The following is a 24,215-nucleotide window of genomic DNA, read 5'->3' on the forward strand; positions in this document are numbered from 1 at the left end:
AGAGGGGGGCGTTACACTGTGCGCCGAACTTTAAGTAAACGGACCTGTTATGCGTATTCATATCCTTGGTATCTGCGGTACTTTTATGGGCGGGCTGGCCGTACTGGCACGCGCGCTGGGGCATGAAGTCACGGGCTCAGATGCCAATGTTTATCCGCCGATGAGCACACTGCTTGAAAAGCAAGGCATTGATTTAATTCAGGGATACGATCCTTCCCAACTCGATTCTGCGCCGGATCTGGTCATTATCGGCAACGCGATGACGCGCGGCAACGCCTGCGTGGAAGCGGTACTGGAGCGCAACATTCCTTACCTTTCCGGCCCGCAGTGGCTGCATGACTTCGTGCTGCGCGACCGCTGGGTGCTGGCCGTCGCCGGAACGCACGGTAAAACCTCCACCGCAGGCATGCTGGCGTGGATTTTACAGGCCTGCGGTCTTGAACCGGGTTTCGTCATTGGCGGTGTGCCGGGAAACTTCGATGTATCGGCAACTTTAGGAAAAAGCCCATTCTTCGTGATTGAGGCCGATGAATACGACTGCGCGTTTTTCGACAAGCGCTCCAAATTCGTTCATTACTGCCCGCGCACGCTGATCCTCAATAACCTCGAATTCGATCATGCCGACATCTTTGACGATCTGCGTGCTATTCAGCGCCAGTTCCATCATCTGGTACGCATCGTGCCTGGGCAGGGCAAAATTTTACTGCCGGAAAACGACGCCAACCTGAAGCAGGTCATAGCGATGGGGTGCTGGAGCGAGCAGGAGAGCCTGGGTGAAGGCGGTCGCTGGCAGGCGAAAAAGCTGACCGTCGATGCTTCGCACTGGCAAGTGTGGCTGGATGGCGAATGCGTGGCGGAGGTGAACTGGGCGTTGGTTGGCGAACACAACATGCATAACGGCATGATGGCGATGGCGGCAGCGCGCCACGTGGGCGTCAGGCCAGAAGATGCCGGCCGCGCGCTGAACGACTTTATTAATGCGCGGCGTCGCCTGGAACTTCGCGGCGAGGCCAACGGCGTAAAAGTGTATGACGACTTCGCGCACCATCCCACGGCGATCCTGGCAACGCTGACCGCCCTGCGCAGTAAAGTGGGCGGCACGGCGCGCATTCTGGCGGTGCTGGAACCGCGTTCAAACACTATGAAAATGGGCGTGAGTAAAGACGATTTGGCGCCTGCGCTGGCGCGCGCCGACGAGGTCTTTCTGCTTCAGCCGCACCATATTCCCTGGCAGGTTGCGGAAGTGGCGGATGCCTGCGTGCAGCCCGCGCACTGGAGCGCCGATGTTGATGCCCTTGCAGAGCGAGTAGTGAAAAGCGCGCAGCCCGGCGACACAATTTTAGTGATGAGCAACGGCGGGTTTGGTGGGATTCATCAGAAACTGCTGGACGGGTTAGCGGAACGGGCGGGAGTTTAAAAAATAAGGCGGAGATTATCCGCCTTTTTTTATCGGGCTTCGGCAAGCTCGCGCAGATATTGAAAAATCTGACGCCAGGCTTTCGGCGGTTTGCTGGCGGCTTTCTCTTTTTGTGCGTTACGGATCATCGCACGTAGCTGCTGGCGATCGGCGTCGGGATACAGATTCAACACCTCCGGCAGGGCGTCGTCACCCTGTTCAACCAGCCGGTCGCGCAGCATTTCCAGCTTGTGAAACAGCGCCACCTGCTGGTTATGACGGTTCTTCAGCTTATCCAGCGCCTGGCGGATCGGATCTTCATCACGCGAGCGCAGCATTTTGCCAATCAGCTGAAGCTGGCGGCGGCGTCCCTCTTTTTTGATCTTCTGCGCCAGTTCGATAGCCGCGCGCAGATCTTCATCCAGCGGGATCTTATCCAGCGAGGTTTTACTGAGATCGACCAGCTCTGCGCCAAGCCGCTTGAGCTCTTCCGCATCGCGTTTGATTTCACTCTTACTGACCCAGATAATCTCTTCGTCTTCTTCTTCTTCGTTATCCGGTACGTCATCGAGCCAGTCGTCGGGCTGCCTGGTCATAAAAGGCTCCTTAAAAAAGATGCCAATGTTAACAGGTTACTTCGCTACTGCGAAATTGTTCTCTGAGTCTGTTAGACTCAAACTATCTCACAGGCAAAATGAGTGCGTTATGTGCGATTGTCACCGGGCAGACAGCACTCACTAATTATATGGCAGGCCGATGAAATTACTCCCCCAGGTTGCAGAACAGCGTAAAATCCTTGAACAGGCGGTCGCGACAGCGCTCGACCTCGCGAAAGCCAATGCTGACGGCGCGGAAGTCGCGGTATCGAAAACCACTGGCATCAGCGTCAGCACGCGCTACGGCGAAGTGGAAAACGTTGAGTTCAACAGCGACGGCGCGCTCGGCATCACCGTTTATCAGCAAAACCGCAAGGGCAGCGCATCTTCAACCGATCTCAGCCCTGAAGCCATTAAACGTACCGTGCAGGCGGCAATCGACATCGCGCGGTACACCTCGCCCGATCCTTACGCTGGCGTTGCGGATCGTGAACTGCTGGCGTTCGAGGCGCCGGATCTGGATCTGTTTCATCCTGCCGATCTCGATCCTGACCGTGCTATCGAGCTGGCAGCCCGCGCGGAGCAGGCGGCGCTGAAATCCGACCCGCGCATCAGCAACACCGAAGGCGGCAGCTTTAACAGCCACGTCGGCGTACGCGTCTTTGGCAACAGTCATGGCATGATCCAGAGCTACGCCTCCAGCCGCCACTCGCTCTCCAGCAGCGTCATTGCCGGGGTGGAAGGCGACATGGAGCGCGACTACGCCTATACCATCGGCCGCGCAATTGACGATTTGAAATCGCCGGAATGGGTTGGCGAAGAGTGTGCCCGTCGCACGCTTTCACGCCTTTCGCCGCGTAAGCTCTCCACCATGAAGGCGCCGGTTCTCTTTGCTGCCGAAGTCGCAACCGGGCTGTTTGGTCACCTGGTGGGGGCCATCAGCGGCGGCAGCGTGTACCGCAAATCAACCTTTTTGCTCGAAGAGATGGGCCAGCAGATCCTGCCGGCGTGGCTGACTATTCAGGAGCAGCCGCACCTGCTGAAAGGATTAGCGTCTTCACCGTTTGACAGCGAAGGCGTTAAAACGCATCAGCGCGATATTATTAAAGACGGCGTGCTGCAAACCTGGCTGTTGACCAACTATTCGGCGCGCAAACTGGGTTTACAGAGCACCGGCCACGCGGGCGGTATCCATAACTGGCGTATCAACGGCCAGGGCGACAGCTTTGAACAACTGCTGAAAAAGATGGGCACGGGCCTGGTGGTCACTGAACTGATGGGGCAGGGCGTCAGCGGCATCACCGGCGACTACTCGCGCGGCGCGGCGGGCTTTTGGGTGGAAAACGGCGAGATCCAGTATCCGGTAAGCGAAATTACTATCGCCGGCAACCTGAAAGAGATGTGGCGAAACATGGTTACCGTCGGCAGCGACATTGAGACCCGCAGCAACATCCAGTGTGGTTCGGTGCTGCTGCCGGAAATGAAAATCGCCGGACAGTAAATTTTCATCCATAGTAAAAGGGCGGTCTTTTTGACCGCCTTTTTTTATGCTTTTTATTCAAAAAATAATAAGGAACCGAGCAATGCGTAAAACACTGTTGGTCATGTTCACCACCACGCTGCTGTGTACCAGTATTCCGGCGCTGGCCAGTCTGGAAGACGATATGGATATGCTGAAAGGCGGTCTGCGTACCGTGATGAAATCGGATGATGCCGGAGAGATAAAAAAAGCGCTGACCGATATGCGTTCGGCGGCGGAAGATGCCAAAACGCAGACGCCGGACAAGCTCAAAGGTCAGCCAGCCGACAGCGCTCAAATGAAAGATTTCCGCGCCGGTCTTGATACGCTGCTCGGGCAAATTGATTCAAGTCTGAAGCTGGCGGAGGCGGGCGATGTGGCTGGCGCGAAGGCAGAAGCCAAAAAATTTGCTGATACGCGTGATGCCAATCACAAAAAATTTCGCTAAAGGTAACGGGTCCGCCCGGACCCTTTTATCGGGATGTTAATCATATTCACTTATCTTTAAATAGCGTGAAAATATTGTCGTTTTTATATTAATAACTACCGCAGATGCCTGATATGGCTGATGCCATTATATTTTTTACTGTGCTTTATTTATCATTTAATAATACGTCAGATAAGTTTTTCCTCTGTAATCCTTTCTTTTTGAATCATTATTCATTGAAAAATCACTTTTAAATGCATGGACTTAGCATAATTAAACGCAGGATTGTGATATCTCTCGCATTTCCCCTCTCTGCATGCACAAATTAACGATTTTGTGGCACAGATCGCATTCCATCTGTCTGTTTCCACTTTGAAACGGAAAAAGTCGTTCTACACAGTCAGGCTTCAGAACGTTAATTTGATGACATCAGAAATTAATGGCCTTTTGTGCCAGCACTATGACGAGGTTCGTAACGTGGAAAATGGAGCGGTATCGGTGAGTACGGCTAACGAGGAACAGGCTATTCAGGCGTTGGCGGATCGCGTAATGGGTCAGATCGCCACGCTTTTTGCTACAAAAGAGATCCATCCCAACGCGGTGCAGCAGCAGATGCTGACCTCGCACGTTAAGGCGATGGCGCTGCGTTCCATCACCGGCGAGCCGCTGCCGGAAGTGGAAGCGGAGCTGTTTGAGGATATCTCTTCTGACTCCATGTCGCTGGCGCAGCAGGTGGTCGATCTGTTTGGCAATCTGCCACAAGAAGAGGCCTGGCTATTGTCGGTCCATTTTGAAGTCGCAAAAGAGAACGCCTGATAGTCACGCAATTACGCAGTTATTTTTCAACAAATTAAGGAATAGAACATGTCTCAGGTCATCGTAGTGATTGGCGATCGTTTAGGTAAAGGCCAGAAGGTTGCCGCAGGCGTTGAAAAAGCGGGCGGCAAAGCGATTGTCGTACCGGGCGTGGCGGCGGATATGAAGCTGGGCGACGTCATGAAGGCGGAAAACGCCTCTTTCGGCATCTCTTTCTGCGGCAGCGGCGGCGCAGGCGCAATCACCGCGCAGAACAAACACGGCTATAAAGCGAAATACGGCATGCGCTCCATTGAAGAAGGCGTCACGGCCATCAATGAAGGCGCGCTCGCGCTGGGCTTTGGCTTTATGGATAAAGAAGAGCTGGGCGAGCGTCTGGTGCAGGCCTGGAACAAGAAGCACGGCGGCTGACCGATGAAGGAGCAATTCACCACCACGGTGAACGTCAGCGGCAAGGGCGACAGCAAAGCGCGCGCTTTTGCCGATGCGCTGAGCCGGGTACAGAACACGCTACTGAAATCCACCAACAAAGTTCTGCTTCGCATTGAACCTCAGGATGTGAAAGTGGTTCGGGCGCAGGAGAGGGTCAGAAAAGAGAAGTTTCTTTTCTTTTTTCTGGCGAGAGAGCGACGGAGTTACAGCGTTGAGCTGGATATTACCGTCAACGTGAGCGTAATCGACGCTGATAAGGTCGATTTCGACGCGCAATAAAGCACTGCCCTTCGGGGCAGCAATAACCACGATTTAAAAACGTTGGCGTAAGCCTGAAAGGAAAGACTAATGTTTTTAATTATTTTATTAAAATCGCTCATTATTGGCGGCTTTGTCGGCGTGGGCGTAGGCGCGGGTGCCGCGCGTATGTTTCATGCACCAACGACGCAGGGCATGGGCGCATTTCGTACACTGGGTGAGCTGAATTCCTGTGAGGGCGATCCCGCTTCTCACTTCTCGTTCGGCCTGGGCTTCTTTTTTAACGCATGGGCGTCTTCCGTGGCGGCGGGTTCCTTCACGCAGGACGTTGACCACCGCATTATCCCGCACTGGGGCGCCGCCGCGTTAATGGTGAAAAACCGCAACGTGGCTGAAACGTTGCACAATCCGAAGAAAATGGCGATCGCCTGCGGCATCATCGGCATGATCGTCGTTGCCTTCCTCAACTCCACCGCATCTGCCGTTCCTGCCGCGCTACAGGTTACCGCCGTTAAGGTGCTGGTGCCTGCCGCAAACCTGCTGGTCAACACCGTGATGCCGGTTATCTTCTGGCTGGCGGCGATCGACGCCGGTAAGAAATCGGGCTTCTGGGCCACCATTTTCGGCGGCCTGGCGCAGCTGATTATGGGCAATGCCGTACCGGGTCTGGTGCTGGGTATTCTGATTGGTAAAGGCGTTGAGGAGAGCGGCTGGAACAAAGTGACCAAAATCATGATGGTGGCTATTGTTCTGCTGTTTGTGCTGAGCGGCTTCTTCCGCGGCTTTGACATGAAAATGCTGCAATCCTTCCAGCTTGGCGTGCCTGGCTGGCTGGAGATGATTCATAACTCCCTGAGCGGCAAATAAGAGGACAATGAAAATGGAAGAAACCAATAAAGGGTTCTGGTATGCCGACTGGTCGTTCCCGATCTTCGTCGGTCTGCTCTCCGCAGGCGTGTTTGCGGGTACGCACATGTACTACGTTTACGGCCTCGGCGCGTTTAACGAAGTCGCTTTCGTCTCCATGCTGCGTGCAGGAATGGAAACCGGTGTGTACGGTGCGGTCGCGGCCTTCGGCGCCAGCTTCCTGTTTGCCCGTATTATCGAAGGTTCGCTGGTGGGAATTCTCGATATCGGCGGTGCCATCCAGACCGGCGTCGGCCTGGGCGTGCCCGCGCTGCTGCTCGGCGCAGGCATTGTCTTTCCCGTTGCAAACTTCGCCGCTTCACTGGTCACCGGACTGGCGATCGGCGTGGCCATTGGCTATGTGATCATTCTGGCGCGTAAGTTCACCATCAACAACAGCGACTCCACCTACGGCGCTGACGTGATGATGGGCGCAGGTAATGCGTCTGGCCGCTTCCTGGGGCCGTTGATTATCCTCTCCGCCATGACGGCTTCCATTCCGATCGGCTTAGGTTCGCTGCTGGGAGCGCTGGCGTTCTATCTCTGGAACAAGCCGATTACCGGCGGCGCTATTCTTGGCGCCATGCTGCTGGGCGCATTTTTCCCGGTAGCCCTCTGATGTAACGGCGGCCTTCTCTCCCTGAGCAGGCCGCTCTGACGGACGCCGCTGGCGTCCGGTTCTACAGGAGTCCGCAATGTTTGACCTCATTATTCGTCGGGCGCGTCTTGCTGACGGTAGTCTGACCGATATCGCTATCCATGACGGCAAAATTGCCGCCCTGGGCGACGTACAGGGTGCAGCAACCCAGGAGCGCGACCTTGAAGGCCGCTACTGGCTGAGCGCGGGATGGATTGATTCTCACGTTCACTGCTATCCCAAATCGCCGATCTATCACGATGAAGCCGACCGAATCGGTGTCTGGACCGGCGTGACCACCGTTGTCGACGCCGGCAGTACCGGTGCGGACGATATCGATGACTTTTATGAAATTACCCGTGCCGCCAGCACCCAGGTATACGCGCTGCTGAATATTGCCCGCACCGGCATCGTGACGCAAAACGAGCTGGCGGACATGAACCAGATCGACAAGGTTGGCGTGCGTGATGCGGTTAAGCGCCTGCCGGGCTTTATCATTGGTATCAAAGCGCGCATGAGCAGCAGCGTGGTAGGCGAGAACGGCATTCAGCCGCTGCTGCGGGCTAAAGAGATCCAGCATGAGAACGACGATCTGCCGCTGATGGTGCATATCGGCAACAACCCGCCGGATCTTGACGAAATCGCCGACCTGCTGAGCAGCGGTGACATCATCACCCATTGCTATAACGGCAAGCCCAACCGCGTGCTGACGCCCTCTGGCGAACTGCGCGCGTCAATCACCCGTGCGCTACAGCGCGGCGTCCGGCTGGACGTGGGGCACGGCACCGCCAGCTTCAGTTTCGAGGTGGCGCGCGTCGCCATCGCGCAGGGCATTCTGCCACATACCATCAGCTCCGATATTTACTGCCGTAACCGCATCGACGGCCCGGTTTATACGCTGGCTCATGTGATGTCGAAGTTCTTCAGCGTGGGTATGACGCTGCCGCAAATCATCGATTGTGTCACCCATCAGGCCGCCGACGGCCTGCGTTTGCACGGCAAGGGACGGCTCGAGCCAGGCGCTGACGCCGACCTGACCATTTTTGACGTCAAAGAAGAATCTTGTCTGTTCATCGACTCCGAAGGGCAGTCGGTCAGCGGTGAGAAACAGCTAATGCCGCTGGCGGCTGTGGTGGCCGGACAGTGGTTTATTACCGACGAAGGGAAAAAGCATCATGTCTTCGATTTATGAAAAATATGACCTCAAACAGGTCATCAACGCCTCCGGCCGCATGACCATTCTTGGCGTCTCCACGCCGAGCGCTGATGTGGTCGACACGGTGAAATACGGCCTGAACCACTATTTTGAGATCAAGGATCTGGTCAACAAAACCGGCGCCTGGATCGCGAACCTGCTGGGTTGCGAAGATGCGGTCGTGGTTTCCTGCGCCTCTGCCGGGATCGCGCAGTCTGTCGCTGCCGTCATTGTGAAAGATAACGACTGGCTGCTGGAAAACCTGCACGCCGCGCCGCTGATTGTGCCGCACGATATTGTGGTGCCGAAAGGACACAACGTGAACTTCGGCGCGCCGGTAGGCACCATGGTCGCCATGGGCGGCGGCCGTCTGGTGGAAGCGGGCTATGCGAATGAATGCTCGCCGGAACAACTTTCAGCCGCAGTCACCCCGCAGACCGCCGCCATTCTTTATATCAAGTCGCACCACTGCGTGCAGAAAAGCCACCTCAGCGTTGAGCAGGCGGCGGGCGTCGCACGCAAGCACGGCGTGCCGTTGATTGTGGATGCGGCAGCAGAAGAAGATTTGCAGTGCTACTACCAGTACGGCGCGGATCTGGTTATCTACAGCGGCGCAAAAGCGATTGAGGGGCCAACCAGCGGCCTGGTAATGGGCCGTAAACAGTATGTTGAGTGGGTGAAACGTCAGTCGCTCGGCATTGGTCGCGCCATGAAGGTCGGCAAAGAGGGCATCCTTGGCCTGACCCAGGCGATTGAAAACTATCTGGTGCAGGAGAAAGTCTCCGGCGCGCAGATGGTCGAGAAAATGACGCCGTTTATCGACAGCCTCAATTCGCTCAACGGCATCAGCGCGCGCGTGGTGTGGGATGCGGCAGGACGCGATATTGCGCGAACCGAGATCCATTTCGATGAAGCGGTTATCGGCCATACTACCGGCAATGTGGTACAGGCGCTCAAAACTGGCGACATCGCTATTTATTTTCGCGGCTACAAAGCTAACGAAGGCATTGTTGAAGTTGACGTGCGCAGCGTGTCGCCAGACCAGTTAAATACGATTTACATTTGCATTAAGGCCTTGTTGGCAGGAGAGAAATAAGCATGACGCTGAACCCGAAATTTTATCAGGACCGCGTGTGCCTGAACGTGCTGGCCGGTTCGAAAGAGAACGCTCGCGAGATCTGGCAGGCGGCGGAAGGTCACGTGCTGGTTGGCGTACTGTCCAAAAACTACGACAGCGTTGAAAGCGCGGTTGCCGACATGCGCGAATACGCTGCGCTTATCGACAATGCGCTCTCCGTCGGTCTGGGTGCGGGCGATCCTAACCAGTCGGCAATGGTCAGCGCCATCTCGGCGCAGATCCAGCCGCAGCACGTCAACCAGGTCTTTACCGGCGTGGCAACCAGCCGCGCGCTGCTGGGCCAGAGCCAGACGGTGGTCAACGGACTGATTTCGCCAACCGGCACGCCGGGCCAGGTAAAAATCTCCACCGGCCCGCTCAGTTCGAAAGCCAGCGACGGCATCGTGCCGATTGAAACCGCCATCGCCCTGCTGAAAGACATGGGCGGCAGTTCGGTCAAATACTTCCCGATGGGCGGCCTGAAGGCGATCGACGAATTCAAAGCCGTTGCCAAAGCCTGTGCTGAACAGGATTTCTGGCTGGAGCCAACCGGCGGTATCGACCTGGAAAACTACGAAGCCATCCTGAAAATCGCGCTGGACGCGGGCGTCAGCAAAATCATCCCGCACATCTACAGCTCAATCATTGATAACGCCTCCGGCAACACGCGCCCGGCTGACGTCAGTACGCTGTTATCAATGACAAAAAAACTGCTTGGCTAAGCACTCCGCGGCGGGCATCCTGCCCGCCGTTTTCAGCTCCTGCGAGGAACAACGATGCGTAACTGGTCTTTTGCAGTCTCTTTTGCTCTGATGGCGGCAACGCCCCTGGCCGCTCAGGCGCAGTTTGCCTGGGTTGGTACCTATAATCCTAACGGCGAAGGCGTCTATCGCTTTCAGGTCAATCCAGAGTCCGGCGCGCTTAGCGAAAAAACGCTGGTCAGCCGCCTGGCAAACCCGGCTCAGCTGACTGTGGATGCCGCCGGAAAAACGCTTTATGTCGCCAGCGAGAGTGAAAAAGGCCTGGTAGCCGCCTACGCGATTGGCGCAGACGGCGGCCTGACCTTGCTTAATCAGGTTAGCTCGCAGGGCGCAGGGCCGGTTTATCTGACGTTGACGCCGGACGGCAAATTCCTGCTGGTGGCGAATTACGTCAGCGGCAGTAAGGCCGTTTTACCGGTGCTGCCCGATGGACGACTTGCCGAAGCCAGCGACGTGCAGCAGGATAAAGGGCCGCCTGGTGCGGCCAAACCCGCTGCGGCCGCAGAAGGCAGCTTTGCCATCAGCGATCACAACGGGCCGCACGCGCATATGATCGCCGCCGATCCCAGCGGTAAGTTTGTTTTTTCAACCGACTTAGGCCTGGATCGCATTTATCAGTACCGTTTTGATCGTAACGGCACCCTTACGCCAAACGATCCTGCATGGATTGAGGCATCTTCCGCAGGCGCCGGTCCAAGGCACTTTGTTTTTCATCCTGACGGAAAGTCGCTCTGGCTGATTAACGAAGAGGCATCGACGCTGACGCACTACCTGCTCAACAGAGCGACCGGACGGCTAACCGAAGGCGCGACGGTTTCTGCACTGCCTGCCGGATACAAAGGCACCAGCTTCGCGGCCGGACTGGTGATTGACCGGGCCGGGAAAAATCTCTACGTCGCCAACCGCTTACATAACAGCATCGCGCATTTTGCTATTGAGCCCAACGGCGCGCTGAGCCATAAAGATGATATCTGGACGCGCGGTGACTATACGCGCACGCTGACGCTGTCGCCCGATGGCAAAACGCTTTACGCCATGAACCAGCGCAGCGATAACATCACGCGATTTGCCGTGGATGCGCAGAGTGGCGCGCTCTCTTTCAGCAATGATTATACGGCGGTGGGTGCACCGTCACAGATGGTACTGACGCCATAAAATACGTAAAGTGGGCCGTAACGTTCGGCCCCAATAATATCAGGAAGAAAAGTGAGATTTCCGAACCAGCGGCTTGCACAGCTGTTTGATTTACTGCAAAAAGAGACGTTGCCCCAGGACGAACTGGCGCGACGTTTTGACGTTTCAACACGCACCGTACGCACGGACATCACCGCGCTTAACGAACTGTTGGCCGATCACGGTGCGCGCTTCGTGCTCAGCCGCGGCGAAGGCTATCAGCTCAAGGTCGAGGACGCCGCGCGCTACAGCCAGCTACTGCATCAGTCGCCTTCGCATCTGCGCGTGCCGCGCACCTCTGCCGCACGCGTGCACTATCTGCTGACCCGTTTTCTCACCTCAGCCTTCTCTCTGCGACTGGAAGATCTGGCAGACGAGTGGTTTGTCAGCCGCGCTACGCTGCAAAGCGACATGGCTGAGGTGAGAGAGTGGCTCAATCGCTACCAACTGACGATTGAAACCAAGCCGCGTTACGGCATGAAGCTGTTTGGTAGCGAGGTTGCAATCCGTACCTGCCTGACCGATCTGCTTTACCAGGTGGCGCAGGAGGACAGTGACGATCCGCTTTTAACGCTGGAAGCGCTGAACAGCGGCATGCTGGAAACGCTCCAGCCGCTGCTGCACCCGTGCTTTACCCGCTTTGCCATTCGCCTGACCGATGACAGTGAGTTTTACCTGCGGCTTTACTGTGCCGTGGCCGTGCGTCGCATCAGCGAAGGCTACCCGCTTTCGGACTTCAGCGCCGAGGACGTTGACGACGACGTAAGAAGCGCCGCTCGTCATATCATCAATTTGATGCGGCCCATTACCGGAAAAGCGATATCTCCCTCGGAAGAGGCCTATCTGCGGGTCAATATCGCGGCGCGGCGCATTGAAGAGATTGCGCCAAGCGCCATCAGCCCTGACGATGGCGATTCGCTGGTGGACTACATCCTCAGCTACGTTAACACCCATTACAATTTCAACCTGCAAAACGATCCCCAATTGCGCGCCGACCTGCTGACGCACATCAAAACGATGATCACCCGCGTGCGTTATCAAATTAATATTCCCAATCCGCTGTTGAGCAATATTAAGCAGCATTATCCGCTGGCGTACGACGTGACGCTGGCGGCGGTATCAAGCTGGGGAAAATACACGCCTTATGTGATCAGTGAAAACGAAATTGGCTTTCTGGTGTTGCATATTGGCGTCGGGCTGGAGCGCCACTACAACGTGGGTTATCAGCGGCATCCGCAGATTCTACTGGTCTGCGATACCGGCAACTCAACGGTGCGCATGATCCAGGCGCTGTTGATGCGTAAATATCCGCAGATTGTGGTCAGCAATATTGTTTCGCTGCGCGAGTACGAACAGCTTGAGAGCATTGACGAGGATTTTGTTATCTCCACCGCGCGCCTCAGCGAAAAAGATAAACCTGTGGTGTTGATGTCGCCATTTCCTACCGACTATCAGTTGGAGCAGATCGGTAAGCTGGTGCTGGTTGATCGTACCCGGCCTTATATGCTGGAGAAGTTTTTCGACGCCAGCCATTTCTGTATTATCGATGGGCCGATGGCGCAATCCGATCTCTTCAGGACGCTGTGCGATCGCCTTGAGCAGGAAGGCGTGGTCGATGACGCTTTCTATCCGTCGGTCGAGGAGCGCGAAGCGATAGTCAGCACCATGCTGGGCGAGGGCATTGCGCTGCCGCACTCGCTGGGGCTGCTGGCGAAAAAAACCGTCGTCTATACCGTGCTGGCGCCGCAGGGCATCGCCTGGGGAGATGAAACGGCGTACGTTATCTTTCTGCTGGCGATCAGCAAAACCGAATATGAAGAGGCGATGGCGATTTACGATCTGTTCGTCACCTTTATGCGGGAAAGAGCGATGACGCGCCTGCGCGACAGTCAGGATTTTGAGAGCTTTAAAGCGGTGGCGATGGATTGCCTGAGCAGGCTTTAGAGAGGCATGACCGCCCGCGCCGTCAGACGCGGGCGGCACTTCACTTATTTCAAGGTGGTAAATGCGGTGGTAACGTGCTTAACGCCGCTTACCCGGCTGGCAATGTCCGCCGCCGCTTTCGCTTCCTGATCGGTGACCAGCCCCAGCAGGAACACTTCGCCGTTTTCGGTGGTGACTTTCACATTAGACGACTTCACCTGATCGCTCGACAGCAGTTGCGAACGTACCTTGGTGGTGATCCAGGTATCGGACGAGGCGGTGCCAAAACTGGCTTTGTCGCCGGTGCGGATCTCATTATAGACTTCCGTTGCGCCATCCACGCCCATCGTTATCTGCTTCGCGCGGCTTGCCAGTTCAGCGTTTGGCGACTGGCCGGTCAGCAACACTTTGCCCTGATAGGCGGTTGCCACAATATGCGCATCTTTTTTAATCTGCTCATCTTTTGATAACGCGTTGCTGACGCGCAGTTCTAATGTGCCGTCGTCAACCTGCGTACCCACCGTGCGCGGATCGGTAGCGGTTTTAGTCGCCACCGCTGCGCTGCCAACCACCGCCGCGACGCAGCCCTGTAACATCAGCGCAGTAAGCACGACCGCCAGTGCGGAAAATAATTTCATTTAAGCTCCTTTAAGCATCCTGATGGGGAAATAAGGTGTTATCGATTAAATCGCACAGGCAATTTACGGTTAACATATGCATTTCCTGAATCCTCGCGCTTCGGTGCGAGGGAATACGAATTTCCACATCCTGTGGCCCCAGTAAACCGGCGAGTTCGCCGCCATCATAGCCGGTAAGCGCGATAATTGTCATATCGCGTGTTACGGCTGCTTCAACGGCCTTCACAATATCACGCGTGTTGCCGCGCGTTGAGATGGCCAGAAGAATGTCGCCAGCCTGACCCAGCGCTCGTACCTGCTTCGCGTAGATTTCATCATGCAGGCGATCGTTGCCGATGGCCGTTAGCATCACGTTATCCGCGCTGAGCGCAATGGCCGGCAGGCTGGGCCGCTCGCTTTCGTAGCGATTAATCAGGATGGCGGCAAAATGCTGAGCGTTGGCGCTTGAGGCGCCGTTGCCGCAGCAGAGTATTTTGTTGCCGTTGAGCAGCGACTGCACAAGCGCGATCGCCGCGCGGGATATCGCATCCGGTAACGCCTCGGCCGCCGCAATTTGGGTTTGAATACTTTCGGTAAAACAGACTTTTATTCTTTCCAGCACATCTCTCACCTGGTCAGTCACTGGCGGAAAAGTATTCCGCCGAAAAAGCATTGGGTAACCACTCGACCTGGTTTCCGGTCATGGCTACGACGTCAAAGCGGCAGTCAGCAGTATCAACGCTGAGGCCGCGTCCGCTCAGCCACAGCGAGGCGGCTTGTAGCAGCTTACGCTGCTTGCTGCGGGTGACGCTGGCCGCCGCGCCGCCAAACAGCGCGTTGCGGCGATAGCGAACTTCAACAAAAACCCAGGTCTGCGCATCGCGCATAATCAGGTCGATTTCGCCGCTGCGATAGCGCACGTTTGCGGCGATAAAGCTGAGCCCTGCGCGTTCCAGCAGACGGCGCGCCTGGCGTTCAAAACCCGCGCCAGCCTGTTGCCGGCTCAGGAGGCCGGAACGATTTGCCCCTGGCGGTACTGGTTCCATGTCAACGTCCTGTTGATAACGCAATCCTGATTGGCGCTCAGCTCGCCCGTTTCGCCGCGAATATGCGCACCCGGCGTCTGGCGCATTTCGTTAAAGCGATTCGCCAGCGTCCAGGCGTCCACACCCATCGCGTACAGGCGCACCAGCGAGTAATCATTGTTGAAATTACGCGCGGCCTGCTGCATCAGCGAGGGATTATCGCCGGACAATAGCGGAATATCGCTGAACTGTAAGCCTTCCATTTCAAGACGATAGTCCTGACCTGCACCCGCCTGGTAGCTGCGCGAACTGGCATACATCTGTACCTGGCTGCGGCTGCTGACGCGCATTGAGAGCATGGGCTTAATCAGCGCCATCTCGCTCTGTGAACCGATAATATAAACAGAGTCCACGCTGCTGCCAGCAGAGGAGGCGGGCGTATCCTGCACCGGCGCCGGTATAGTCAGGCCGGCGATGGAAACATCCTGAGGCTGCTGCGACGGTGCCGCAATCGGCGTTCCCGTCAGGCTGAGGCCCGCGCCGCTGTTAATTCCCTGCTTCAGTTCCGCCGTTGAGCCAAACTGCTGTTGCAGCACGGTGTTGCCGCCCAGCGTTTGCCATTCAGCGGCAAAGGTTTTGCTGACACGAGCGCCCAATGCGTTGCGTGGCACAATCAGCAGCGGCGAACGTTTGCCCTGATCCCACATATGATGAGCGGCATCGCGCGCTTCGTCTTCAGGAGAAAGCGCAAAATAGCAAAGATTCGGACGGTTCTGGACGGTTTCCGGCGTGTTCAGCGCAAGGATATTAAGCGGCGTCTGAATATCAGCCAGCTTCTCAACGTTACCTTTGATCAGTGGGCCGACTACCAGCGTTGCACCATCCTGCTGTGCTTTAGCCAGTACCTGATCGACAGGCTGGGTGCTGGTGTCATAGACCTGAACCTGTGTTGAGCTGGCAGCCGGCGCGGTTTGCGCCGATGCGCTGCTCTGCGCCACCGGCTGCGCGGAGGCTATCTGCGGCGCTTCAACGGGCGCAGCGGACGGGCTGACCGCCGCATCCGGGTTAGCAGGAGAATCGTTGGCTGGCGCGGCGGCCTCAACGGGCTGCGCGGCAGGCTGGGCCAGCGCGCCGTTTTTCGCATCGTTAAAGCCTTTCTGGATGGCGTTAGCAAAGGCCTGGGCCTGGCCGCTCAGCGGCAACAGCAGCGCGATTTTATTGGTTGATGACGGCTGGAAATTTTGAATCTGACTCAGCGCCGAAGGCAACATTTTTGCGCCGGGATTGACCGGATAACGCTTCTGCCAGTCGCTGATGCCTGCCTTAAGCATGTCAGCATCGCTGCCGTTGGCTTTATAGATATTCAGCAGATCCAGCCATCCCTGAAGCGTGTTCTCATCGGCGTTGATAACCAGGTTGTTAACCTGCTCTGGCGTCATCTGCACCAGCGCCTGCCACGTGGCATCAATATTTTTCTGCTTATCGGCAGGCTGCGACAGCAGCGGCTCCTGCGCGATCAGCGCGCGCAGGAGATCCAGCCCGCGGCTGGTGGCGATCAACAGCTGGTTGTAGCGAACCTGCTGCTCTTTGGATAGCGACTCTGTATCAATTTGCCTGAGCAGCGCGTTGGCACCGGTGATGTCCTGCTGCGCGATTTTAAGCTGTGCTGCAAGCAGTCGGCTCTCCTGACGCTGAGTGTCGTTCAGGTTTTGCGGCAGTTTTGCAAACTGATCGTTGGCCTGCGGGAACTTTCCTTCCTTAAGAAACGCCCGGATGGCAAGTAATTGCCAGTCAACCTTGTTATCATCAGCGCTTTGCTGCATCTGTTGCAGATAGTAGTCGGATGTGCCCGTCGCCGCGCCCTGCACGTTAACGGCGGGTGTTTGCGGCGCCTGGTTGGTACACCCGGCGAAAATCAGGGCGGCCAGTAATACAGGCACGCAGCGTCCTGCTTTGTTATGAGTGACTTTCAAAGGAAGCATACTCGGTCCAGTAATGTTTTTTCAGGATGCTCAATATTAAATCGGCAATTCGGATCTCACAATGAAACAACGCGAAGATATTTCAGCCAGCACGCTCTATATTGTTCCCACGCCGATCGGTAACCTGGGCGATATCACCCAGCGTGCGCTGACGGTGCTGGCGCACGTTGATCTTATCGCAGCGGAAGATACACGTCACACCGGGCTGTTGCTACAACATTTCGCCATCAATGCGCGCCTCTTCGCATTACACGATCATAACGAGCAGCAGAAGGCCGAGACGCTGCTGGCAAAGCTGCGCGAAGGGCAAAGTATCGCGCTGGTCTCCGATGCCGGTACGCCTTTAATCAACGATCCGGGTTATCACCTGGTGCGTCAGTGCCGCGAAGCAGGCATCCGCGTGGTACCGCTCCCCGGCGCCTGCGCGGCGATCGCGGCGTTGAGCGCGGCGGGTCTGCCTTCGGATCGTTTTTGTTATGAAGGGTTTCTTCCGGCGAAAAGTAAAGGACGCTGCGACGTGCTGCGCGCGCTTGAGCAGGAGCCTCGCACGCTGATTTTTTACGAATCCACTCACCGGCTGCTCGAAAGCCTGGAGGATATGGTGAACGTGTGGGGCGAGGGGCGCTACGTGGTGCTGGCGCGAGAAATAACCAAGACGTGGGAGACGATCCACGGCGCGCCAGTGGGCGAACTGCTTGCCTGGGTGAAAGAGGATGAAAATCGCCGTAAGGGCGAAATGGTACTGGTGGTGGAAGGTTATCACGCTGAGGAAAACGCGCTACCGCCTGAAGCGCTGCGTACGCTGGCGCTGCTGCAAAAGGAGTTGCCGTTAAAAAAGGCCGCTCAACTGACGGCGGAAATTCACGGCGTGAAGAAGAACGCGCTCTATAAGTACGCGCTTGAGCAGCAAGAAGGGTGACAAAGAGCGAGGAATCGCCTATCATCCGCGCCGAAGCTGACCAGACAGTCGCCGCTTTGTTGCCGTCCTCCTTCGGGGGAGACAGACAGAGGGGAGGAAAGTCCGGGCTCCATAGGGCAGGGTGCCAGGTAACGCCTGGGGGGCGCAAGCCTACGACCAGTGCAACAGAGAGCAAACCGCCGATGGCCCTTTAGGGATCAGGTAAGGGTGAAAGGGTGCGGTAAGAGCGCACCGCGCGGCTGGCAACAGTTCGTGGCACGGTAAACTCCACCCGGAGCAAGGCCAAATAGGGGTTCACAAGGTACGGCCCGTACTGAACCCGGGTAGGCTGCTTGAGCCAGCGAGCGATTGCTGGCCTAGATGAATGACTGTCCACGACAGAACCCGGCTTACCGGTCAGCTTCAACTCATTCGACACAAAACCCCGCTTCGGCGGGGTTTTTGTTTTATGGGATCGGTTTACCTGAGCGTTTTCTACACCGGCAAATCAATCACCAGCGCGCGCACAGGCGTGTCCGCCGTTAATGTCACGCTCTGCTCTTCTCGTACAAACGCGCCGTCCCCGCATTTCAGTATTTCTCCCGCCTGTGAATGCGCCACGGCGCGCAATGAACCATGAATGGATTGCAGGTAAGCGCGAGGGCCGAGCAGGTCAATGCTCATGCTCTCACCTGGTGCGAGCATGACGTGATGGATCCATACCTGCTGGCGGAGTTGAAGACTGCCGTCCGCGCCGTTTGGCGACGCCAACAGCACGTGGCGCGCCTCCGGCGGGATACGTACCCGCTGCACCGGATCGTTATCCTGTGCGGGACAGGCGTCCAGCCAGAGCTGCATGCGCGTCAGCGTACTCTCTTTACTGATATTGTGTTCGCTGTAGCTGACGTTAGGCTGGGTGGCCAGCAGGAGCGCTTCCCCGGTGTCGGCGCTGACGTGATTGCCTTCGCTGTCGCGGTACTCCGCCCGTCCCTGCAAAATCAGGTTCAGCACGTCAACTCTGGGATAGGTTCTGGGTTGAAAACAGGCGGCGGGCCTGAGCACTTCCTGATTAAGGACGCGCAGTGAAGCGTAGCCTAATAAATTTGGATCAAAATAGTGTCCAAAAGAAAAGGTGTAACGTGCCTGAAGCCAGCCATAATCGGCCTTGCCGCAGGCCTGCGCGGTACGGCTGGTAATCATGATGTCTCCTCGTTTATCGCCCGGCCACGCCAGCATTTGTTATGCCGCTATGGTAAGTTTCTGGACGGCGGATTGTTAGCCAGTTAATCTGCTCGCTATATTCAAATTTCCTGACAGAGACCCGCTATGGCCAAAGATCGCGCCCTCACGCTGGAAGCGCTGCGAGTAATGGATGCTATCGATCGCAGGGGCAGCTTCGCAGCGGCAGCGGACGAGCTGGGGCGCGTGCCCTCCGCGCTCAGCTATACCATGCAAAAGCTGGAAGAGGAGCTGGACGTGGTGCTGTTTGACCGCTCCGGCCATCGTACAAAATTCACCAACGTTGGGCGTATGCTGCTTGAGCGCGGCAGGGTGCTGCTTGAAGCCGCAGACAAGCTGACCACCGATGCAGAAGCACTGGCACGAGGCTGGGAAACGCATCTGACCATCGTTGCCGAAGCGCTGGTGCCAAGCGACTCGCTCTTCCCGCTGATCGAAAAACTGGCCGGCAAGGCGAATACACAAATTTCGCTGATCACCGAGGTGCTGGCAGGTGCCTGGGAACGTCTTGAACAGGGACGCGCTGATATCGTTATTGCCCCTGATATGCACTTTCGCGCCTCGTCGGAAATCAATACCCGCAAGCTTTACAGCATGTTAAGCGTTATTGTCGCCAGCCCGAACCATCCGATCCATCTTGAACCGGAACCGTTGTCAGAGGTAACGCGGGTAAAATATCGCGGCATTGCCGTGGCGGATACCGCTCGCGAGCGACCGGTGCTGACCGTACAGCTGCTGGACAAGCAGCAGCGGCTGACGGTCAGCACCATTGAAGATAAACACCGGGCGCTGCTGGCCGGGCTGGGCGTTGCCTCCATGCCTTACCCGATGGTTGAGAAAGACATTGCTGAAGGCCGTTTGCGCGTGGTCAGCCCGGAATACACGCGGGAGGTCGATATCATCATGGCCTGGCGACGCGACAGCATGGGCGAAGCGAAAGCCTGGTGCCTGCGCGAGATCCCAAAACTGCTGGCGAAGCGGCAGGGTTAACCGCCGCTCATCTTAACGAAAACGTACGTCGCGCCCGTGTGGCTCATCCCAGTTAAACGCGGGGCCAACGGAGATTATCCCTTCCGGGTTAATCATTTTATGGCTGCGGTAATAGTGATGGCGAATATGGGCCAGACTGACCGTTTCTGCCACACCCGGCATTTGATAAATTTCCCGCAGAAAACCATTCAGATTCAGGTAGTCGCTGATGCGTTGCCGGTCGCATTTAAAATGAGTGACGTACACCGGATCGAACCGCACCAGCGTGGTCCAAAGTCGTAAATCCGCTTCGGTCAGACGATCGCCAGCCAGCCAGCGATGCCGGCCCAGTATCTGCTCCAGACGATCCAGCGCGTTGAAGAGCGCATTCACCGCCTCAACATAAGCCTGTTGGCTGGTGGCAAAACCCGATTTATAGACGCCATTGTTAACGGTATCGTAAATCCAGCTATTCAGTTCGTCGATTTTGTCACGTAAATCCGTGGGGTAGAAATCACCCGCCCGCGCGCCAACCGCATCAAACGCGCTGTTAAACATGCGCAGAATATCGGCCGATTCATTACTGACAATGGTGTTCTGCTGCTTATCCCACAGCACCGGTACGGTGACGCGCCCGCTGTACTCTTTATCGGCATGCAGATAGAGCTGATAGAGAAATTCGTTTTGATACAGTGAATCGCCGGTCGCATCAGGAAAGTCTTCGTCGAATGTCCAGCCGTTCTCCAGCATCAGCGGATGTACAACCGAAACCGGGATCAATGTTTCCAACCCCTTCAGCTTGCGCATCAGCAACGTGCGGTGCGCCCAGGGACAGGCGAGCGATACGTAGAGATGATAGCGATCCTTTTCGGCGCGAAAGCCTCCTTTGCCGGTCGGGCCTGCTTCGCCGTCAGCGGTCACCCAGTTACGCCATGGGGCTTCAGAACGCCTGAAGCGGCCGCCGGTCGATTTGGTGTCGTACCAGGTGTCGTGCCAGACACCCTCAATCAGTTGTCCCATAACGCCTCCCGATAAACGTAGCGCGCAGGGCGATCCCTGCGCGCTGATGTTACTGAGTATAGCGGCTGTCGCTTACCATTTTTTCTTTAAAAGGCGATCGATGCTGTATGCGCCCGGGCCGGTGATAAACAGCAGCAGATAGCCACCGGCGATGGTCAGGTTCTTCATAAAGTTGATGGAGTTGCCGTCCACTGAAAAGTCGCCATGGAAAATCAGCGCGGTGATGATGGCAAACACGGCGGTAAAAATAGCGGTAAAACGGGTCAGGAAGCCAAGCAGCACGGCAAGACCGCCGCCCAGTTCAAGCAGGATGGTCAACGGCAGAAAAAAGCCGGGAACGCCCATATGCGCCATATACTGCTGCGTACCTGCGTAGCCGCCAACTTTTCCCCAACCCGCCACAATGAACAGGACAGGCATCAGAATGCGCGCCACCAGAAAGCCAACATCTTCTAATTTTTTCATCATTAACTCCAACAGGATTGATTGGGCGGGAGAGCATCCCGGCCGACTGATTTTCAGGCCTGACGTGCAGGCGTCGTTCGTTGTTGGAGATAGTAGTGGGAGAAGAAAAGGATTGTAAGCAAGTTAAACTGTCGAAGTCTTTCAGGAAAATTGAAAAGGCCCGGCGAGCCGGGCCTGAAGACAACAGAGCATAAGGGAGAGCGAGCGAACTAGCGGCCGGGAAGATAGTTACGCATCAGACGCCAGGTACTCCAGACGCCAAGACCGCGTTTGGTCCAGCGGGTAATAAAGCGTGGATTACGAACTGACCAGACGGCCATCAGACCGCTGCCGATAGCCACATAACGACGCATACTTACCAGCGTTAACCAGCCGCGATCGTACCGCGCGGTGACCTCAAGAAAATGCTTTTTATGCGCACTCAAATCAAGGCGTTGCTGCTGCACCTGGCGCAGCAGTTCGGCTTTACGCTCGTCGCGTTCGCGGCCCATTATTCATCCTCCAGCAGCTTACGGTCGGACTTCAGCTCCCGGCGGGTTGCGCTTAATAACGTTGAGCGCCGTGATTTGGCAAGCGTCCACAGGCCAAAGATGATCGCCAGAGCAAACAGTGCGGCGGTGGTGATGCCGATTGCCATCAGTCTGTATTGCACGTCCACGGCCCAGATAATCAGCACCATCAGGCTCATCAGACCAAATGCGGTGAAAAGCATGGTCAGGCCGATCATGATCAGCATCTGGACAATATTGGACTTTTCTTCTTCCAGCTCAACAACCGCGAGCCGCACACGCGTTTCAACAATGCCTACCAGCGTAGTGATAATCCGCTGACCGATATTAACGACCCCTTTGCCCGGGCCCTGGCTCTGCTGTGAATAGGCCATTTTAACGACGCGTCAGCAGGACGCCCAGCACCACACCGACTGCGGCACCGATACCCACGCTGGTCCAGGGATTTTCTCGTACGTAAACGTCAGCCTGATCGGCGACTTCACGCGAGGTCTGAGCAATACGCTCACCGGAATCGCCCAGGCGTGCACGCGTCTCGCGCAGCGCGCTGTTGGCTTTGCTGCGCAGTTTGTCCAGCTCAAATTTTGACCTGTCGCTGCCGCTGCTTAACACTTCTTCCAGCGTGTCGGCCAGGTTACGCAGTTCTGCACGCAGATGCTCAGATGTTGTATCTTTAGACATAACAAACTCCTTTAGTCATTAGTTATAAGAATCCGGCTCGTTGGCACCTAATAGCGCGCAGCCCGGACTTCCTTTAGTTCACGCTCAGCTTCTGCCAGTTTTTTCTCACGCTTTGCGATTTTTTCACGGTCGTCACCGTCCGCTTTTTCTTCATTCAGCTCTTTCTGACGCTTTTCGACCGTCTGCTGATGTTCTTTAACTTTCTCCTGATGGAGAGATTTTAATTTTGCATCGCTACAGTCGGCACGCGTTTCAGTCAGCGCGCGTTCCAGCCCGTTTACGCGGCGCGCATTGTTGTGCTGACGCGCCAGGTCGATTTCGTGCTGAATGTCCTGTGCTTTTTGCTGACATACCGATCCTGCTGCCTGAGATACAGGCGCAAGAACAAGAAGACTCAGTCCGAGAAGTGTGCGGTATTTCATAACAGGTATTCCCTTCCAGTTTTTCAGGCCGCAGGAACAATACCAATGATTCTGAACGGCTTTCCAGGTTCTCTGACTCAGTAAGCATAGTCATGAAATCTGGAAAGCTCAAAAAGAGAGAGGAATCTTAAGCAGATGACGCAGGAAGGCGAAAAGCCTCAACCAAATTTGTTACGTGGGTTGGGCATGCAGGAGAGGCTCACCTGGGCTATCTCGAAGTCATAAGGAAGCAGCTGGCGCAGAACCTTTTCTGCGGCGTCGCTTTGTTCTGACGACTCGAACTGGATGATCAATGTATTGTTGTCAGGGGTGATGCTTTTAATATGAATCCCCTGCGCCGACAGGCGTTGCCATACATAGAAGCCGTCTGGCAGCGAGACGCCCTGACGGGAAGGCTCGATCTTCAGCGCGGTGTCATTGTGAAACAGCATCGGTAAGGTCGTCATAAGCAGCAGGACAAGTGCGCCCGCCAGCAGAAAAGCGACGGCACGGCGGGTTAAACGAGATCTCAGAGCAGTCAACATCACGCGTTTTATCCTTTTCCCGCACTGCTGCGTTTCCGCCATAACACATAAAGCGAACCCACCAGACCGAATACCAGCAGCACCAGCGGCAGGAGCATCAGGCAGAACATCAGCTGATCTTCATATTTAAGGAACAGGGGCGTTTTGCCCAGCGCGAAGCCCATAACGGTCAGGATCAATACCCAAAGCAGAGCGCTTACCCAGTTAAAAAACTGAAAGCGTGCGCTGCTCAGACCTGACAAGCCAGCAATGGTAGGAAGCAGCGTGCGCACAAAGGCGATAAAGCGGCCAATCAGCAGCGCGGAGAGCCCGTGACGGTGAAAAAGCTGGTGCGCGCGCTGATGATACTGTGCGGGAAGATGCGAAAGCCATTTCTGCACCATGCGCGTATTACCCAACCAGCGGCCCTGAATGTAGCTCACCCAACAGCCCAGGCTGGCGGCAGTGGTTAATATAAAGAGCGTCAGCGGAAAAGACATGGTGCCTTTGGCGATCAGCACGCCTACCAGGATCAACAGGCTGTCGCCGGGCAGGAACGCGGCCGGGAGCAGGCCGTTTTCGAGGAACAGAATCATAAAGAGAACGAAGTAAATAGCCCAGACCAGCGTGGGATCGGCCAGAGTATCGTAATCCTGCTGCCAGAGCGCGCTGACGAGTGCTTTAAAAATATCCATAGGATGTCCCTGAACGTCATTGTGACATAGGTCT

At 56.1% G+C, this 24,215-nt stretch carries 29 protein-coding genes and 1 other RNA gene; 16 read left to right on the top strand and 14 right to left on the bottom strand.

The features are described from left to right. Positions 1-49 precede the first annotated feature (49 nt). Complete coding sequence (mpl, locus tag GS12_RS05065; protein WP_034944507.1) at positions 50-1,417, top strand: UDP-N-acetylmuramate:L-alanyl-gamma-D-glutamyl-meso-diaminopimelate ligase; 1,368 nt, start codon at positions 50-52, stop codon at positions 1,415-1,417. 29 nt (positions 1,418-1,446) lie between these two features. Here mpl and yjgA read toward each other — a convergent pair whose 3' ends face one another. Continuing rightward, the gene (gene yjgA / locus GS12_RS05070) at positions 1,447-1,992 is read right to left on the bottom strand and encodes a ribosome biogenesis factor YjgA (RefSeq protein WP_034911786.1); all 546 of its coding nucleotides are present in this window, start codon (positions 1,990-1,992) and stop codon (positions 1,447-1,449) included. Positions 1,993-2,152: 160 nt separating this feature from the next. Between yjgA and pmbA the strand changes: the two genes are divergently transcribed. The 12 genes from pmbA (at position 2,153) to GS12_RS05130 (ending at position 13,177) form a co-directional block, all read left to right on the top strand. After that, positions 2,153-3,493 carry a metalloprotease PmbA gene (gene pmbA, locus GS12_RS05075; protein ID WP_034944510.1) on the top strand — a complete coding sequence of 447 codons (1,341 nt, stop codon included), beginning with the start codon at positions 2,153-2,155 and terminating at the stop codon, positions 3,491-3,493. 82 nt (positions 3,494-3,575) lie between these two features. Then, positions 3,576-3,959 carry a cytochrome b562 gene (gene cybC / locus GS12_RS05080; RefSeq protein WP_034911792.1) on the top strand — a complete coding sequence of 128 codons (384 nt, stop codon included), beginning with the start codon at positions 3,576-3,578 and terminating at the stop codon, positions 3,957-3,959. A gap of 402 nt (positions 3,960-4,361) precedes the next feature. Continuing rightward, positions 4,362-4,754 carry a glycine dehydrogenase gene (locus GS12_RS05085; RefSeq protein WP_152601355.1) on the top strand — a complete coding sequence of 131 codons (393 nt, stop codon included), beginning with the start codon at positions 4,362-4,364 and terminating at the stop codon, positions 4,752-4,754. A 48-nt stretch (positions 4,755-4,802) separates the two neighbouring features. Then, positions 4,803-5,165: an SFCGS family glycine-rich protein gene (locus GS12_RS05090; protein WP_034911802.1), complete on the top strand. Its 363-nt coding sequence runs from the start codon at positions 4,803-4,805 to the stop codon at positions 5,163-5,165. 3 nt (positions 5,166-5,168) lie between these two features. After that, positions 5,169-5,465 carry a DUF4312 family protein gene (locus GS12_RS05095; protein ID WP_034944512.1) on the top strand — a complete coding sequence of 99 codons (297 nt, stop codon included), beginning with the start codon at positions 5,169-5,171 and terminating at the stop codon, positions 5,463-5,465. A gap of 69 nt (positions 5,466-5,534) precedes the next feature. After that, positions 5,535-6,311 carry a DUF4311 domain-containing protein gene (locus tag GS12_RS05100; RefSeq protein WP_034911808.1) on the top strand — a complete coding sequence of 259 codons (777 nt, stop codon included), beginning with the start codon at positions 5,535-5,537 and terminating at the stop codon, positions 6,309-6,311. Between the two features lie 13 nt (positions 6,312-6,324). Then, positions 6,325-6,969: a DUF4310 family protein gene (locus GS12_RS05105; protein WP_034911810.1), complete on the top strand. Its 645-nt coding sequence runs from the start codon at positions 6,325-6,327 to the stop codon at positions 6,967-6,969. Positions 6,970-7,045: 76 nt separating this feature from the next. After that, positions 7,046-8,179, top strand: coding sequence for an amidohydrolase/deacetylase family metallohydrolase (locus GS12_RS05110; protein WP_034944515.1), 1,134 nt, complete (start codon positions 7,046-7,048; stop codon positions 8,177-8,179). Continuing rightward, complete coding sequence (locus tag GS12_RS05115) at positions 8,163-9,278, top strand: DgaE family pyridoxal phosphate-dependent ammonia lyase (protein WP_034944518.1); 1,116 nt, start codon at positions 8,163-8,165, stop codon at positions 9,276-9,278. Before GS12_RS05110 ends, GS12_RS05115 begins: the two co-directional genes overlap by 17 nt. Positions 9,279-9,280: 2 nt before the next feature. After that, positions 9,281-10,021, top strand: coding sequence for a 2-dehydro-3-deoxy-phosphogluconate aldolase (gene dagF / locus GS12_RS05120; RefSeq protein ID WP_034911820.1), 741 nt, complete (start codon positions 9,281-9,283; stop codon positions 10,019-10,021). Between the two features lie 54 nt (positions 10,022-10,075). Next, positions 10,076-11,215, top strand: a complete 1,140-nt coding sequence (locus GS12_RS05125; RefSeq protein ID WP_034944522.1) for a lactonase family protein — start codon at positions 10,076-10,078, stop codon at positions 11,213-11,215. A 51-nt stretch (positions 11,216-11,266) separates the two neighbouring features. Then, positions 11,267-13,177, top strand: a complete 1,911-nt coding sequence (locus GS12_RS05130) for a BglG family transcription antiterminator (protein ID WP_034944525.1) — start codon at positions 11,267-11,269, stop codon at positions 13,175-13,177. Positions 13,178-13,221: 44 nt separating this feature from the next. Here the strand turns inward: GS12_RS05130 and dolP are convergent, their stop codons facing one another. Genes dolP through GS12_RS05150 form a run of 4 tightly spaced genes read right to left on the bottom strand, consistent with a single transcriptional unit; the run spans position 13,222 to position 16,780 of the window. Further along, a complete protein-coding gene (gene dolP, locus GS12_RS05135) occupies positions 13,222-13,794 on the bottom strand; it encodes a division/outer membrane stress-associated lipid-binding lipoprotein (RefSeq protein WP_034911828.1) in 573 nt (190 codons plus the stop codon). A 10-nt stretch (positions 13,795-13,804) separates the two neighbouring features. Next, on the bottom strand, positions 13,805-14,395 hold the full coding sequence (diaA, locus tag GS12_RS05140) for a DnaA initiator-associating protein DiaA (protein WP_034911831.1): 591 nt from the start codon (positions 14,393-14,395) through the stop codon (positions 13,805-13,807). A 13-nt stretch (positions 14,396-14,408) separates the two neighbouring features. Further along, positions 14,409-14,819 (bottom strand): YraN family protein, encoded by a 411-nt coding sequence (locus GS12_RS05145; RefSeq protein ID WP_034911834.1) that lies wholly within the window; start codon positions 14,817-14,819, stop codon positions 14,409-14,411. Then, a complete protein-coding gene (locus GS12_RS05150) occupies positions 14,777-16,780 on the bottom strand; it encodes a penicillin-binding protein activator (RefSeq protein ID WP_034944528.1) in 2,004 nt (667 codons plus the stop codon). Before GS12_RS05150 ends, GS12_RS05145 begins: the two co-directional genes overlap by 43 nt. Before the next feature lie 61 nt (positions 16,781-16,841). Between GS12_RS05150 and rsmI the strand changes: the two genes are divergently transcribed. Together rsmI and rnpB are read left to right on the top strand one after the other, a co-directional pair. Beyond that, entirely contained in the window at positions 16,842-17,699 is an 858-nt protein-coding gene (gene rsmI, locus GS12_RS05155) for a 16S rRNA (cytidine(1402)-2'-O)-methyltransferase (RefSeq protein WP_034911839.1), read from the top strand. Between the two features lie 32 nt (positions 17,700-17,731). Continuing rightward, an RNA gene (gene rnpB, locus GS12_RS22915) (RNase P RNA component class A) lies at positions 17,732-18,107 on the top strand. A 66-nt stretch (positions 18,108-18,173) separates the two neighbouring features. On the opposite strand, the gene GS12_RS05160 is transcribed toward rnpB, so the two are convergent. After that, positions 18,174-18,878 (bottom strand): pirin family protein, encoded by a 705-nt coding sequence (locus tag GS12_RS05160; RefSeq protein WP_034944578.1) that lies wholly within the window; start codon positions 18,876-18,878, stop codon positions 18,174-18,176. Between the two features lie 126 nt (positions 18,879-19,004). Here GS12_RS05160 and GS12_RS05165 point away from each other — a divergent pair, with 126 nt between their 5' ends. Continuing rightward, positions 19,005-19,907, top strand: a complete 903-nt coding sequence (locus GS12_RS05165; protein ID WP_034911846.1) for a LysR family transcriptional regulator — start codon at positions 19,005-19,007, stop codon at positions 19,905-19,907. A gap of 12 nt (positions 19,908-19,919) precedes the next feature. Here the strand turns inward: GS12_RS05165 and GS12_RS05170 are convergent, their stop codons facing one another. The 8 genes from GS12_RS05170 to GS12_RS05205 form a co-directional block, all read right to left on the bottom strand. Further along, the gene (locus GS12_RS05170; RefSeq protein WP_034944530.1) at positions 19,920-20,906 is read right to left on the bottom strand and encodes a glutathione S-transferase family protein; all 987 of its coding nucleotides are present in this window, start codon (positions 20,904-20,906) and stop codon (positions 19,920-19,922) included. A gap of 72 nt (positions 20,907-20,978) precedes the next feature. Next, a complete protein-coding gene (locus GS12_RS05175; protein WP_034944581.1) occupies positions 20,979-21,371 on the bottom strand; it encodes a DoxX family protein in 393 nt (130 codons plus the stop codon). A 209-nt stretch (positions 21,372-21,580) separates the two neighbouring features. Then, positions 21,581-21,865 carry a YqjK-like family protein gene (locus GS12_RS05180; protein ID WP_231566789.1) on the bottom strand — a complete coding sequence of 95 codons (285 nt, stop codon included), beginning with the start codon at positions 21,863-21,865 and terminating at the stop codon, positions 21,581-21,583. Beyond that, a complete protein-coding gene (locus GS12_RS05185; RefSeq protein WP_034911852.1) occupies positions 21,862-22,254 on the bottom strand; it encodes a phage holin family protein in 393 nt (130 codons plus the stop codon). Before GS12_RS05185 ends, GS12_RS05180 begins: the two co-directional genes overlap by 4 nt. Position 22,255: 1 nt before the next feature. After that, the gene (locus tag GS12_RS05190) at positions 22,256-22,561 is read right to left on the bottom strand and encodes a DUF883 family protein (RefSeq protein WP_034911855.1); all 306 of its coding nucleotides are present in this window, start codon (positions 22,559-22,561) and stop codon (positions 22,256-22,258) included. Positions 22,562-22,608: 47 nt separating this feature from the next. Further along, positions 22,609-22,983, bottom strand: a complete 375-nt coding sequence (locus tag GS12_RS05195; protein WP_034944533.1) for a DUF1090 domain-containing protein — start codon at positions 22,981-22,983, stop codon at positions 22,609-22,611. Between the two features lie 158 nt (positions 22,984-23,141). Next, positions 23,142-23,507, bottom strand: a complete 366-nt coding sequence (mzrA, locus tag GS12_RS05200; protein WP_034944535.1) for an EnvZ/OmpR regulon moderator MzrA — start codon at positions 23,505-23,507, stop codon at positions 23,142-23,144. Positions 23,508-23,515: 8 nt separating this feature from the next. Further along, entirely contained in the window at positions 23,516-24,181 is a 666-nt protein-coding gene (locus tag GS12_RS05205) for a DedA family protein (protein WP_034944538.1), read from the bottom strand. Positions 24,182-24,215 lie beyond the last annotated feature (34 nt).

The organism is Erwinia oleae (genome assembly GCF_000770305.1).
GTDB classification, from domain to species: Bacteria; Pseudomonadota; Gammaproteobacteria; order Enterobacterales; family Enterobacteriaceae; genus Erwinia; species Erwinia oleae.

Excerpts from the sequence above, each read along its gene's own strand:
- mpl (WP_034944507.1), top strand. The coding sequence starts at position 50 with ATGCGTATTCATATCCTTGGTATCTGCGGTACTTTTATGGGCGGGCTG.
- yjgA (WP_034911786.1), bottom strand. The coding sequence starts at position 1,992 with ATGACCAGGCAGCCCGACGACTGGCTCGATGACGTACCGGATAACGAA.
- pmbA (WP_034944510.1), top strand. The coding sequence starts at position 2,153 with ATGAAATTACTCCCCCAGGTTGCAGAACAGCGTAAAATCCTTGAACAG.
- cybC (WP_034911792.1), top strand. The coding sequence starts at position 3,576 with ATGCGTAAAACACTGTTGGTCATGTTCACCACCACGCTGCTGTGTACC.
- GS12_RS05085 (WP_152601355.1), top strand. The coding sequence starts at position 4,362 with ATGACATCAGAAATTAATGGCCTTTTGTGCCAGCACTATGACGAGGTT.
- GS12_RS05090 (WP_034911802.1), top strand. The coding sequence starts at position 4,803 with ATGTCTCAGGTCATCGTAGTGATTGGCGATCGTTTAGGTAAAGGCCAG.
- GS12_RS05095 (WP_034944512.1), top strand. The coding sequence starts at position 5,169 with ATGAAGGAGCAATTCACCACCACGGTGAACGTCAGCGGCAAGGGCGAC.
- GS12_RS05100 (WP_034911808.1), top strand. The coding sequence starts at position 5,535 with ATGTTTTTAATTATTTTATTAAAATCGCTCATTATTGGCGGCTTTGTC.
- GS12_RS05105 (WP_034911810.1), top strand. The coding sequence starts at position 6,325 with ATGGAAGAAACCAATAAAGGGTTCTGGTATGCCGACTGGTCGTTCCCG.
- GS12_RS05110 (WP_034944515.1), top strand. The coding sequence starts at position 7,046 with ATGTTTGACCTCATTATTCGTCGGGCGCGTCTTGCTGACGGTAGTCTG.
- GS12_RS05115 (WP_034944518.1), top strand. The coding sequence starts at position 8,163 with ATGTCTTCGATTTATGAAAAATATGACCTCAAACAGGTCATCAACGCC.
- dagF (WP_034911820.1), top strand. The coding sequence starts at position 9,281 with ATGACGCTGAACCCGAAATTTTATCAGGACCGCGTGTGCCTGAACGTG.
- GS12_RS05125 (WP_034944522.1), top strand. The coding sequence starts at position 10,076 with ATGCGTAACTGGTCTTTTGCAGTCTCTTTTGCTCTGATGGCGGCAACG.
- dolP (WP_034911828.1), bottom strand. The coding sequence starts at position 13,794 with ATGAAATTATTTTCCGCACTGGCGGTCGTGCTTACTGCGCTGATGTTA.
- GS12_RS05145 (WP_034911834.1), bottom strand. The coding sequence starts at position 14,819 with ATGGAACCAGTACCGCCAGGGGCAAATCGTTCCGGCCTCCTGAGCCGG.
- GS12_RS05150 (WP_034944528.1), bottom strand. The coding sequence starts at position 16,780 with ATGCTTCCTTTGAAAGTCACTCATAACAAAGCAGGACGCTGCGTGCCT.
- rsmI (WP_034911839.1), top strand. The coding sequence starts at position 16,842 with ATGAAACAACGCGAAGATATTTCAGCCAGCACGCTCTATATTGTTCCC.
- GS12_RS05160 (WP_034944578.1), bottom strand. The coding sequence starts at position 18,878 with ATGATTACCAGCCGTACCGCGCAGGCCTGCGGCAAGGCCGATTATGGC.
- GS12_RS05165 (WP_034911846.1), top strand. The coding sequence starts at position 19,005 with ATGGCCAAAGATCGCGCCCTCACGCTGGAAGCGCTGCGAGTAATGGAT.
- GS12_RS05170 (WP_034944530.1), bottom strand. The coding sequence starts at position 20,906 with ATGGGACAACTGATTGAGGGTGTCTGGCACGACACCTGGTACGACACC.
- GS12_RS05175 (WP_034944581.1), bottom strand. The coding sequence starts at position 21,371 with ATGAAAAAATTAGAAGATGTTGGCTTTCTGGTGGCGCGCATTCTGATG.
- GS12_RS05185 (WP_034911852.1), bottom strand. The coding sequence starts at position 22,254 with ATGGCCTATTCACAGCAGAGCCAGGGCCCGGGCAAAGGGGTCGTTAAT.
- GS12_RS05190 (WP_034911855.1), bottom strand. The coding sequence starts at position 22,561 with ATGTCTAAAGATACAACATCTGAGCATCTGCGTGCAGAACTGCGTAAC.
- GS12_RS05195 (WP_034944533.1), bottom strand. The coding sequence starts at position 22,983 with ATGAAATACCGCACACTTCTCGGACTGAGTCTTCTTGTTCTTGCGCCT.
- mzrA (WP_034944535.1), bottom strand. The coding sequence starts at position 23,507 with ATGTTGACTGCTCTGAGATCTCGTTTAACCCGCCGTGCCGTCGCTTTT.
- GS12_RS05205 (WP_034944538.1), bottom strand. The coding sequence starts at position 24,181 with ATGGATATTTTTAAAGCACTCGTCAGCGCGCTCTGGCAGCAGGATTAC.